We start from the raw sequence: 11721 nt of genomic DNA, 5'->3' as shown, positions 1-11721 counted from the left end.
GATACCATTTTTGTGGCACGTAAGGTATTTTTTCGGTCGAGGCCAATTACGGTGGCACGGTGCGGATCGCAAAGAATGATTTGCGCCCCCATATCAATCAGTTTATCCACAAAGAATAAACGGCTTTCAAACATTTTCTGATGAATAAGCACACTTCCTTTGGCTTGTGTAGCCACTACCAGGAAAACACTAAGTAAGTCGGGTGTCAGTCCCGGCCAGGGCGCATCCGAAATGGTCATTATCGATCCATCGATGTATGAATCTATTTCGTAATGTTCGGTATCTTTAATTAGCAGATCGTCGCCATTTTGTTCAACGTTAATTCCCAGGCGGCGAAATGATTCGGGAATAATTCCCAGGTGCTCAATACCCACATTTTTAATGTTGATTTCGGAAGCAGTCATGGCAGCGAGGCCAATAAAACTACCCACTTCAATCATATCGGGAAGAATGCGGTGTGTACATCCAGTTAACGACGAAACACCTTCGATGGAAAGCAGGTTGGAACCAATTCCTTCAATTTTGGCACCCATAGAAACCAGCATTTTGCAAAGTTGCTGCAGATAAGGTTCGCAGGCTGCGTTGTAAATTGTTGTGGTTCCCTCGGCTAAAACGGCAGCCATTACAATGTTTGCTGTTCCTGTAACTGAAGCCTCGTCGAGCAACATATAAGCTCCGGTAAGTTTTTCGGTTGAAACGGAGTACCATTTGTTTTCGCGGTCGAAATCAAAACGGGCACCCAGTTTTTGCAGGCCAATAAAGTGGGTGTCAACTCTGCGGCGGCCAATTTTATCGCCACCGGGTTGCGGAATAAATCCTTGTCCGAAGCGGGCCAACAGCGGGCCGATAATCATTATCGAACCACGAAGGACAGCTGCTTGTTTGGCGTATTCCGGACTTTTTAAAAAGTTGATGTCGACTTGCGAGGCATCGAAACTGTAACTGCCTTTCGACAGGCGCGTTACCTGAACCCCCAGTCCTTTCAGAATCTCGATTAATTTCAGTACATCCCGGATTTCAGGAATATTCTCGATGATCGTTTTTTCGGCTGTTAACAGCGTGGCACAAATTATTTGAAGCGCCTCGTTTTTTGCTCCTTGCGGTTCAAGGTCTCCTTTTAATTTATAACCACCTTCAATTTTGAAAGTCGACATGGGGTGTGATATTATAGCGTATTACCTACTTTTTCTTTTTCGATTTATTCTTCTTCTTCGGAGGGCCAACCAGTGTTTTGGCATCAGCTAGTTGAGTTCCTTCAGGTACTTTTAAATGGCCACGCGACATTTCTTCCAGGTCGTTAAAAATCATTTGGTCCTCAACCGCATCTTTATTCCATGCGAGGTACGATTTTTTCATATGGTTGGCCAGTTGTTCAATAATGATCTCACGCTCTTCACCTTCAAAATTATCGGCTTCTTTAATTAAAAGCTCCATGGTGCGGCCGTAGTGTTTGTACTTAATGCGGTGCTTGGTGTAAGGTACAGTATTCGGTCTCTCCATTAATGATTCAGGTGTGGGTGGGTCGTAAGGATAATCAATGTCAAGCTGAAAATCAGACATAATGGCCAGGTGATCCCAGAGTTTGTGTCTGAATTCCTGAACATCGCGTAAATGAGGGAAAAGGTTGCCCATTACATCGATAACCGTTTGTGCCGATCTGTTTCGTTTTTCGCGGTCTTCGATAGTCAACAGGTAATCAACCATGTTTTGTATATTCCTTCCATATTCAGGAAGGGCCATTTTTTTTCTCTTGGTATTATAATCCATCTGTAAATGTTTAATGCTAAAAATCTAACTTTCAAGTAAATTGGATTTATTTGCGAAATGATGTTGCAAAACTAATCATTTCCCGACAAATCCCGAAGTATTTAATTCTAAACGCTATTTACGCTTTTATTTTCAACTTGGCGAATTTTAGCAGCAATTGTTTTTGTGTACCCGATTTAAAGAATACGGTAGCTTTTATGTTTGGTGCAACTCCTTCAATATTAATTACTTTTCCTTCGCCAAAACGTTGGTGCTCAACCACCATGCCGGTTTGTATTTTTTCCGGTGCATCGCCCTGAAAAGTGTTCTGTGCTCTGCTACTTTCCTTTAACGAAACGAGTTTTTTATTGAAAAAGTTTTGCGACTCGGCAGTTTTAAATGCTCCGGGTGGCTGACGGCGGACAGAATTTTTGTGATAACGCTCAGGTTGAATATCGTCGTTGCTTTGTGCGCGGCGCGTTGGCGACGACTGAGCGGCAATTCCCGAAGTGTCGAGAAACTGCTCATCAACTTCTTCGAGGAAACGACTTGGCGTACAGAAATCGAGATTTCCCCAACGGTAGCGTTGATTCGCATAAGAAAACCACGCGTTTTCTTCGGCACGGGTTAGTGCCACATAAAACAGTCGGCGCTCTTCTTCCAGCGTTTCCGGTTTGTTATCGCCGTTTTGGTTCGATGGGAACAGGTTTTCTTCCATCCCAACCACAAACACATTTTTAAATTCCAACCCTTTTGATGAGTGCACGGTCATCAGGGTCACTTTATCGCGGTCTTCTTCTTTTTCGTTGTCCTGATCGGTTAAAAGTGCCACATCTTCCAGGTAATTTTCCAGTTTTTCGGGTTCGCCGGTTTCTTTGGCGTTAATGCTAAATTCCTGGATACCGTTCAGTAATTCCTGTATGTTTTCGTGGCGGCTCAAACCTTCGGGCGACTTGTCGGTATACAGTTCTTTTAAAATACCGGTTTGCTCGGCAATGGTTTTGGCTGTATCAAAAGCATCGTTGTCTTCCGACAGTTGCATAAACTTTTGAATTAATCCCACAAAATGCAGAATCTTTCCAACGGTGCCTTTATTTAAATTGGCGTGATTTACAGTTGGCAAAGCACTAACGATATTCCAAATCGATGTTTCTTTTCCAATTGCCGCAGCTTCCAGTTTCGCGAGGGTAGTGGCTCCAATTCCACGCGCCGGATAATTGATAATGCGTTTTAAAGCTTCGTTATCGGCTGGGTTAATCGTCATTCGGAAATAGGAGATGAGGTCTTTAATTTCCTTGCGTTGGTAGAAACTTAAGCCGCCATAAATTTTGTACGGAATATTTCTTTTTCGCAACGATTCCTCAAAAATCCTCGATTGCATGTTGGTGCGGTACAAAATTGCAAAGTCTTCGTATTTGTAATGATCGCGTAATTGCAACTGGGAAATTTCCTGAGCTACCAAAAAACCTTCTTCGTTGTCGGTCAGTGCCGAAATCAATTTTATTGGTTTCCCGGTGGCGTTTTCAGAAAAAACCTTTTTCGGAATTTGCCTTTTATTTTTGGCAATTATACTGTTGGCGGCGTTTACAATGGTTTGTGTTGAGCGGTAATTTTGCTCCAGCTTAAACACTTTATGCTCGGGGTAATCCGATTTAAAATTCAGAATATTTTCGATACGCGCACCACGAAACGAGTAGATACTCTGCGCATCGTCGCCCACCACGCAAATGTTTTTATGTGCCGCAGCCAGTTTTTTCACAATCAGGTATTGCGAGTAGTTGGTATCCTGGTACTCGTCAACCATTACGTACCCAAATCGCTCCTGATATTTTTGCAGCACTTCGGGATGATCGCGAAACAGGATGTTTGTTTTCAGCAGCAGATCGTCAAAATCCATGGCTCCTGAAAGTAAACAGCGTTTGGCATATTCTTTATAGATCTGCGCAATTTGTGGCATGCGCATGCTTTTATCAGCGCTGCGAATTTCGGCTGAATTTTCATACGCGTTTGGCGTAATCAGGTTGTTTTTTGCCATCGAAATACGGCTGGCAACCACTCCCGGTTTGTAGATTTTATCGTCGAGCTGAAAACTTTTAATGATCGTTTTTATCAGGCTTTTACTGTCGGCACTGTCGTAAATTGTAAAGTTCGACGGGTAACCGATGGTTTCGTGTTCAAAACGCAAAATCCGCGCAAAAATACTGTGGAAAGTACCCATCCAAAGGTAGCGCGCTGTGTTTTCGCCAACCACGCTCGAGATACGTTCTTTCATTTCGCGGGCTGCCTTGTTGGTAAAGGTCAGCGATAAAATGCTTGACGGCTTGGCACCCTGTTTTAGCAAATTGGCAATACGGTAAGTTAATACACGCGTTTTCCCTGATCCGGCTCCTGCAATAACCAGTGCAGGTCCTTCGGTACGAAGAACAGCCTCTCGTTGGGCTTCATTCAAATTTTGAAGATAATCGAACACTATAGATTTCTTTTTTCTGCTTGCAAATATATAATATTGATTGTTTTGAATATTTCCCGTTTTGATATGGGGCGAATTCGGTAAAACATTCAGAATTCAATCGTAGTAAAACAACAACCGGCGAACCAAGTTGTTTTGCCTGCAAAATTAATGATGTAGGGTGGAATCTTTTCCTTATCGTTGGTGTTTTATTAACAAATTATTGAAGGCCTGTGTATTTCGGTCACAGTTCACTATTTTTGCTGCTATCACCGATTGGAAATCAAATTAAGACTTTGGTTCAACGATTTCCCAAAGTCTTTTTGCTTAACCATCGGTATTAACCATTGTAATTTCACAGTTTCGCAAAGGGCACACGTTGAAAAACAATTGGTACAACACGCAATTAAATGAAATTTATACGTTAATATTGTATCTTAAAGAGCAATAATTTATGAAGCGAAGTCTTTTTATTGTAACTATTCTGGTATTTTCTTTTTACGCTCTCCAGGCACAAATATCTTCGCCCGGAGCCGATGCCACCGATGTTACACAATACCCTGTATTTTCTGAAACCGACGATATTTTTATTTTCTGTAGTAGCGATTCGATGATGGAAGTTGGTTCGCTGACAGCAACCTCACAACTGCAGGGAACAAAAACATTTTTGTGGGAAAAGTACAGTGAAACCAGCGCTTCATTCGAATTGTATTACCAGGAAAGTGCAGATGCCACTTCGTCGCAAATTGATGCACTGGCCGATGGTTGTTACCGGATAACCATAACACAGGGGACCACAACCGAAGTGGATCGTGCGTGGGTTTTTAATAACTGGATGTACGCCGGCGGAGAAGTTACCGAATCGAACTGCGAGTTTTTCAGAATGGTGGGAGAAATGAATTCGGCCGTGCTGACTTATTACGATTTAAGCAACAATACGCCTCTTTTTGTGAATAAAGATGTGCAGGTGGAATGGCTGGAAGATGGCGATCGTATTTCGTCGTTACAGAACTTAACGGTTTATGATCCGCCAACAGAAAATACAAACTACACTTTGCGTGTTTACGATAAATTTGACTGCGATGCACAGGCAACTGTTTTGTACGAATCGGTTGTTGTTAAAGCCAGTTTTACGGCCAACCCTATGAGTGGAGAAGCACCGCTTGAGGTTACTTTTTCGAATAATTCGGAAAATGGAACACCGGGTTATTACGAGTGGTTTTTCTACCGCGATTTAAATGCCATAAAAATAGAATCTGAAGGAAATGAAAACCCGGTTGACAGTATCGATTTTGTAGCCTACGACGATGCGCATGTTTATACCTACGAAAACTCAGGAACGTACATGGTTAGGCTGGTGGCAAAACACCTTTCTGATACATTGACTTGTGCCGATACGGTTTACATGGAAGATTATATTGAGGTTGATACCTCGTTTATTGCCGTACCCAATGTATTTACGCCAAACGGCGACGGAACCAACGATGAGTTTGTGGTTCAGTTCTGGTCGATGCAAAGTATACAGATCAGCATTTTTAACCGCTGGGGAAAACGCGTACACTTCTGGGAAAGTGGCGATGTACGCGGTTTTGATGATACCTACACCGAAAGTGTTTGGGACGGCCGGATTATGGGAGGTCGCTACGCCAGTCCGGGTGTGTATTATTACGATGTTGTGGGCCGTGGCCGCGATGGCGAAAAGCGCAAAAAACACGGATTTGTACACTTGTTCCGCAATAAGGACTAGAATTTCAAATTAGATTTATTATACCCATCCTCTTATCCTTCCCTGCTCGCAAGGAAGGACGATAGGACTGTGCTTTGAAATACTCCCGAATCAATTTCGTTATTAGTCGTTTCTTATGGAGGCTGATCGTCTTTCCCTTCAAGAAGGGAGAGACAGGAGAGAGGGTAGAATTCAGAAATTGCCTGCATTTTTCAATCTACTCCGTACCAATTTCATTTGTGTCGTTAGCTACTTCTGCTGCCGGAAATACATTGTATTCGTCGCCAAACTGTGCCAGAAATTCAATGCTGAAAGCCCTGAACGTATAACTTATCGGCAATAAAATTACGGCTCCTATATACGGAATAGCAATAAGCAGCAAGCCAATGCAGCAGGTTATCAGTACGAAGAAAATGATGACGATTCCAACGGCAATTCCCAACACAAAAATGAATAGGCCATAAATGATAAACGGCAGTGCTCTTCTCCCGAACAGCATCAGGAATTTACCCCAGCCTTTTAAAACGCCAACGCGGTGTTTGTACATTATGGGCACCACAAAGTCTTTCAGGAATAGCGATATGTAGCCAAATACAATCAGGTAGCCGATAAACAGCAATACCATTTGTGTAATTCCGGCAAAAATTACCGCTTTTGGTGCGTGGGTAAAGTACAGATCTTTGCCGGTAACAAAACAGTAGGCGGCAATTAAAGCAAACACCGCAAAGGCAAACCAGCCCCAAAAGAACTGGAAAATAAAAAGTGAGTTTCCCTGTTTTCGGAAGTCGTGCCAGGGTTCGCCGATCTCGGCTTTGTCGTGCGCCACATTATCAAGGAACATAAATTTACCACGCGAACTCACCCAGATAACCACCGAAATTATAATAAACAGAATTATCAAACCCACAAGAATGAGGTTAGCCCAAATCGGGTTGTCGAGCAGCCAATCCCACGCTGTTTGTGGGAAATTGAAAAACTCGTCCCAGTTGGCACTGTTTCCGGTGCTGTTTCCCGAGCCGCTGCCTCCGCCACAATCGGTTAACCCGGCCAGCCAGGCCGTAAAACCTACTTTTATCCATTTATTGATGTCGAAAGGTTGGAATAAGGCTTTTTTCATGCGGTCCCAACCCGCAGAAAGTGGTCGGCTGTAGCTGATTTGCATGGCAGTAGTTTTTTGGTTTCCTGCAAGTTATAGCATTCGTTAAAAATTACCAAACCAATTGCCTATAAATAATCCGAAAGAACTAACTCCCTGGGCCGGTAGTTGTTGCGTATTGTTTTTGTCGGGCATTTCTTATTCGGTAAATTTTTAAACTTTAAGTTCGCATTAGTTTATTTCTATTCCTATATTTGCCCCCTCAGGCAAACCTTAATTATATTGTGCGTATATTCACGGAGCGTATATATTGTAAAATATATTGGCCGTATTTATCTTTACAGTTGAAAATAACAAGTGTAAGGATTCTGCGTTACATGAATAGTTTATTGATTTTTTTTGGAATTTATCATAGATATTCGGCCATCGGTGAAATGACCGGCCATTAAATCGAAAATTGTTTGTTATATGAAAAAGATATTTGCTGTAGTTGTATTGGTTATCGTTGTTTCTAACGCCTTCGCGAAAAAGGATGTAAATGCCTGGAAACAGGAACAGTCCTTGCCCCGCCAATACGAAGTTTTTAAGGAGAACCTTAATTTTTGGAATGGATCTTATTTTTTGAAAGAAGATCAGTTGGATGATTTCTACGATGCACTAACCGATACCATTGGTGTGTTGGAGAAAAGTGTGGAGCAGAGGAATGCGCAAATAAGAGACCTAAACGGCCAAATAAGCTCGAAGGATGCACAAATGAATTCGCTGCAGGAACAACTCGATGAGAGTTTGAAATTGCAAAATTCGATTGTGGTTTTAGGCATGAAAATAAATAAAAGTGCCTATTCGGTTACCATGTATTTGCTTATTGGCGGAGTTTTGGTGTTGGCAGGTTTTGTTTTTCTTTTATACAAACGAAGCCTAAGTGTTACGCACCGTACTAAAAAGGATTACGAAGAGTTAAAAGAGGAATACGAAACACATAAAAAGAATGCGCTGGAGCGTTACACCAAAATGAATATGGAGCTGCATCAAACGCGTTTGGAGCTTAAGAAGGGCTCGATAAAATCGTAGAGAGTTTAATTATTATAAAATATATAACAGCCGGGCTTTTAAGTTCGGCTGTTTTTGTTTGTAAAAACAAAATCCCGATCCGTTAAAAACGAACCGGGATTTATTAGTTATAGTAAAATGGATTAGAAAATGGTCTATTCTTCTTCCTGCTCAGCTTCGTAAGCTTTCAGCAGTTCTTCCTGTACGTCGCTAGGAACTTTTTCGTATCCGTCGAAACTCATGCTAAACACACCTCTACCACCGGTAATAGAACTCAGTGCCGTAGTGTATTTGTACATTTCTTTTTGCGGAACTTTGGCTGTAATTTTCTCCATTCCTTTTTCCGAGCCCATACCCATAATCATGGCGCGGCGTCCCTGCAGGTCGCTCATTGCGTCACCCATGCGGTCTGAAGGTACCCAAACATCAAGGTTAAGGATTGGCTCCAAAATTTTAGGTCCGGCATTTTTAAAGGCCATGCTAAAGGCATTACGTCCGGCCAGTTTAAACGAAATTTCGTTCGAGTCAACCGGGTGCATTTTTCCGTCGTAAATGTAAACGATAATATCGCGGGCATATGAACCGGTAAGCGGACCTTCCTCGATTTTTTCCATAATTCCTTTCAGAATAGCCGGTAAAAAGCGGGCGTCGATCGATCCACCAACAATACTGTTTACAAAGATCAGTTTTCCGCCCCAGTCAAGTTTGTGTTCTTCAACGGCGCGAACGGAGATTTTCTGCTCCTTATCGCCAAACTTGAACATCTTTTTAGGTTCAGCACCTTCTTCGTAAGGCTCAATAATCATGTGTACCTCACCAAACTGTCCGGCACCACCCGATTGTTTTTTGTGGCGGTAATCTGCTTGTGCTGGTTTGGTAATGGTTTCGCGATACGGAATTTTTGGTTTCAGGTATTCTACGTCAACTTTGTGTACATGATCGAAGTACCATTTTAGTACGTTAAGGTGGTATTCACCCTGTCCGTGTATCAACTGTTGTTTTAATTCTTTTGAGTACTCAATTACGTAAGTCGGATCTTCGTATTTAATTTTATTTAATACTTCTCCTACTTTTTCATCGTCGGCATCGGCAACAGCTTTTGCAGCTACTGTGTGGCGCGGTGTTGGGAATACAATTGGCGCAAATTCTGTTCCCAGTTCTTTTGCCGCCAATGTTTGGTTAAAACGAGTTTCTTTCAGTTTAACGGTACAGCCCAGGTCGCCTGCATGCAGTTCTTCAACTTTTTCGCGGCTTTTACCATCGGGCACAAATACCTGCGATAAACGCTCTTTATTTCCGGTTTTCGAGTTGATGAGATCTAGACCCTCTTTAACAACTCCCGACATTACTTTAAAATAAGTTATCTCGCCAACGTGTGGCTCAACGGCAGTTTTAAAAACAAAAAGACTTGGTGCTTCTGATGCATCCATTTTTACTTCCTTGCCGGAAACAATTTCAGTCATTTTCTTTTCTTTTGGAGCCGGCGCAATGTTGGTAATAAATTCCATCAAGCGGCCAACGCCAATACTTTTCTTTGCACAGGTACAGAAAACAGGATAAAGAGTAAGGTCGAGCATACCAAGCTTAATACCTTTACGCATTTCGTCTTCGGTAAGTGTTCCTTTATCGAAATACAGCTCCATTAAAGCTTCCTCGTTTTCTGCAGCTTTTTCAACCAGTTCGTTGTGCAGTTCTTCAGCTTTTTCCATTTCCGATTCAGGAATGTCAGAAATTTCAGGTTTGCCACTTTCGTCTTTAAAAGTGTACATTTTCATCTTCAGCACATCAATAATGGCCGAGAAATTTGGTCCTGCATCAACAGGGTATTGTACTATGGTAGTTTTATTTCCGAATGAAGTTTTACACTGTTCAAGGGTGCTATCGAAATTCGAGTTTTCGTGATCGAGTTGATTGAAAACCACAACAAGTGGCGTGTTTGCATGGTCGGCATGGCGGGCTGCGGCTTCAGTTCCGGCCTCAATACCATTTGATGCGTTAACCGTTAGTAATCCAAGAGCGGTAACACTTAACGACGAAACAACACCTCCGCAAAGGTCGTCCATACCCGGGGTGTCCATTATATTTATTTTCTTTCCGTAGTATTCGGTGTGCATCAGGGTTGAAAAAACAGAATTACCGTAATCCTGTTCAATGGGGTTGTAGTCTGATACTGTATTTTTTGAGTCTACGTCACCCTTACGATTAATAACTCCACCCTCGAACAGCATAGCTTCTGCAAGGGTGGTTTTCCCACTGCCGGCATTACCAACTAGCGCAATGTTCCGAACTTCATCGGTTTTATAAACTTTCATAGTATATAAGTTTTATTGATTTATTTATACTCGTTTTCTTCATCATTTTGAAGCGAGGTCATCAAAAATAGTAATAATTTATTAACAATCAAGAGGTAGAAATCAGCATGAAAAGATATAATATCCGGCCCCTGTTTTTAGTACAGGTTAATTTGCATTCGGCCAGCTTTTTAAGGGGGTTTTGTTAATAATTGTTATTGTCTGAAATCATTATAAATAACGGCTTTCGCGAAATTATCAGAATAGCATAACAATTATATCAATTAAAAAACAGATGGCTGCTTCTGGCCCTGTCAGTCGGCCTTTTGGTTTGTTAATTAATTTAGAACAAATAAAAATAAGTGATTAAAATTCTTTTTTGTCTGAAATTTTCATTTACATTTGCACTGTGTGATTAAAGTCACATAGGAATAATTTATAAAACAACTATGAATAGTTTTTCGAAAATAACAATGATGGAAATGACATGTATGATGTGTATGTGTTGTAAAGGATTTGTTATGCAGAAGAATTGACCATAGATTGAAAATATTAACTCGATTTGAAAGGCTCTTCTGTATATGCAGAAGGGCTTTTTTTATGAAATACAGAGAACTGGGACGAATGATTTTTAAAGGAGTTGAGATAAATGGAAAGTGGAAATAGAAATACAGTTGAGAAGAAGCGGCGGAGTATCGTAAAAACGATTTCGTGGCGCACAATTGGAACGATAGACACCATATTGATTTCGTGGATTGTAGTGGGCGACATAAATTTTGCGGTAACTATTGGCGGTGTTGAGTTGTTTACAAAGATGGCTTTATACTTTTTTCACGAGCGTGCCTGGAACAAAATCAACTTCGGAAGGGTTAAACATACACCAATTGAATACGAAATTTAAACAACATGGCAGAACAGAATTTTTTACCAATTGCAATTGATATTGCCAACCAGAAAATACTGATTATTGGTGGCGGACAAAGTGCCTACAGCAAACTAAAGATTTTGCAGCGCCACAACGCCGAGGTGGAGATACTGGCGATTGATGTGTGCGATGAAATAAAAAACAGCGGGGTGAAATATTTAGAAGCACCGTACCACAAAAAATATTTAAAAGACTATTTAATGCTTTATTCCTGCTCGAACAACGAAGAGCTGGACCGGCAGATAGAAAAAGACTGCCGCGAGGAAAAGGTATTAGTTAATATTCATGATAAACCATCTCGCTGTCAATTTGTTTCTCCTGCTATCTACCGGCATGGAAAAATCTCGGTGGCAGTAAGCTCGAATGGCGAGAATGTTTATGAATCGATTCGAATAAGAAATTTAATAAAAGATAAGTTGCAACTTGAAGATTGAGTTG

General features: G+C 41.4%; 9 protein-coding genes. 4 read left to right on the top strand and 5 right to left on the bottom strand.

The window, feature by feature from the left end; genetic code table 11:
* The 3 genes from QZ576_RS20415 to QZ576_RS20405 form a co-directional block, all read right to left on the bottom strand.
* Window positions 1-1154, bottom strand: a 1154-nt coding sequence (locus tag QZ576_RS20415; protein ID WP_297100807.1) for a UDP-N-acetylglucosamine 1-carboxyvinyltransferase, incomplete at its 3' end; no start/stop codon positions are given.
* 25 nt (window positions 1155-1179) lie between these two features.
* The gene (locus QZ576_RS20410; protein WP_297100804.1) at window positions 1180-1767 is read right to left on the bottom strand and encodes a DUF4290 domain-containing protein; all 588 of its coding nucleotides are present in this window, start codon (window positions 1765-1767) and stop codon (window positions 1180-1182) included.
* A gap of 118 nt (window positions 1768-1885) precedes the next feature.
* Window positions 1886-4216 (bottom strand): ATP-dependent helicase, encoded by a 2331-nt coding sequence (locus QZ576_RS20405; protein WP_297100802.1) that lies wholly within the window; start codon window positions 4214-4216, stop codon window positions 1886-1888.
* Window positions 4217-4649: 433 nt separating this feature from the next.
* Between QZ576_RS20405 and QZ576_RS20400 the strand changes: the two genes are divergently transcribed.
* Complete coding sequence (locus QZ576_RS20400; RefSeq protein WP_297100799.1) at window positions 4650-5942, top strand: gliding motility-associated C-terminal domain-containing protein; 1293 nt, start codon at window positions 4650-4652, stop codon at window positions 5940-5942.
* Between the two features lie 196 nt (window positions 5943-6138).
* Here the strand turns inward: QZ576_RS20400 and QZ576_RS20395 are convergent, their stop codons facing one another.
* Window positions 6139-7083 carry a hypothetical protein gene (locus tag QZ576_RS20395; RefSeq protein WP_297100796.1) on the bottom strand — a complete coding sequence of 315 codons (945 nt, stop codon included), beginning with the start codon at window positions 7081-7083 and terminating at the stop codon, window positions 6139-6141.
* A gap of 402 nt (window positions 7084-7485) precedes the next feature.
* Here QZ576_RS20395 and QZ576_RS20390 point away from each other — a divergent pair, with 402 nt between their 5' ends.
* On the top strand, window positions 7486-8088 hold the full coding sequence (locus QZ576_RS20390) for a hypothetical protein (protein ID WP_297100793.1): 603 nt from the start codon (window positions 7486-7488) through the stop codon (window positions 8086-8088).
* Window positions 8089-8222: 134 nt separating this feature from the next.
* On the opposite strand, the gene QZ576_RS20385 is transcribed toward QZ576_RS20390, so the two are convergent.
* A complete protein-coding gene (locus QZ576_RS20385) occupies window positions 8223-10379 on the bottom strand; it encodes a translation factor GTPase family protein (protein ID WP_297100790.1) in 2157 nt (718 codons plus the stop codon).
* Between the two features lie 628 nt (window positions 10380-11007).
* On the opposite strand from QZ576_RS20385, the gene QZ576_RS20380 reads away from it, so the two are divergent.
* On the top strand, window positions 11008-11259 hold the full coding sequence (locus tag QZ576_RS20380) for a DUF2061 domain-containing protein (protein WP_297100788.1): 252 nt from the start codon (window positions 11008-11010) through the stop codon (window positions 11257-11259).
* A 5-nt stretch (window positions 11260-11264) separates the two neighbouring features.
* Window positions 11265-11717 (top strand): NAD(P)-dependent oxidoreductase, encoded by a 453-nt coding sequence (locus QZ576_RS20375; protein WP_297100785.1) that lies wholly within the window; start codon window positions 11265-11267, stop codon window positions 11715-11717.
* The last annotated feature ends 4 nt before the right edge of the window (window positions 11718-11721 follow it).

This window comes from uncultured Draconibacterium sp. (assembly GCF_913060805.1).
Classification (GTDB): Bacteria; Bacteroidota; Bacteroidia; order Bacteroidales; family Prolixibacteraceae; genus Draconibacterium.
This window is presented reverse-complemented; position numbering and strand designations above follow the sequence as displayed.

Bases quoted from the DNA above. Each gene is read 5' to 3' on its own strand.
- QZ576_RS20410 (WP_297100804.1), bottom strand. From the start codon at position 1,767: ATGGATTATAATACCAAGAGAAAAAAAATGGCCCTTCCTGAATATGGA.
- QZ576_RS20375 (WP_297100785.1), top strand. From the start codon at position 11,265: ATGGCAGAACAGAATTTTTTACCAATTGCAATTGATATTGCCAACCAG.
- QZ576_RS20385 (WP_297100790.1), bottom strand. From the start codon at position 10,379: ATGAAAGTTTATAAAACCGATGAAGTTCGGAACATTGCGCTAGTTGGT.
- QZ576_RS20395 (WP_297100796.1), bottom strand. From the start codon at position 7,083: ATGCAAATCAGCTACAGCCGACCACTTTCTGCGGGTTGGGACCGCATG.
- QZ576_RS20380 (WP_297100788.1), top strand. From the start codon at position 11,008: ATGGAAAGTGGAAATAGAAATACAGTTGAGAAGAAGCGGCGGAGTATC.
- QZ576_RS20390 (WP_297100793.1), top strand. From the start codon at position 7,486: ATGAAAAAGATATTTGCTGTAGTTGTATTGGTTATCGTTGTTTCTAAC.
- QZ576_RS20400 (WP_297100799.1), top strand. From the start codon at position 4,650: ATGAAGCGAAGTCTTTTTATTGTAACTATTCTGGTATTTTCTTTTTAC.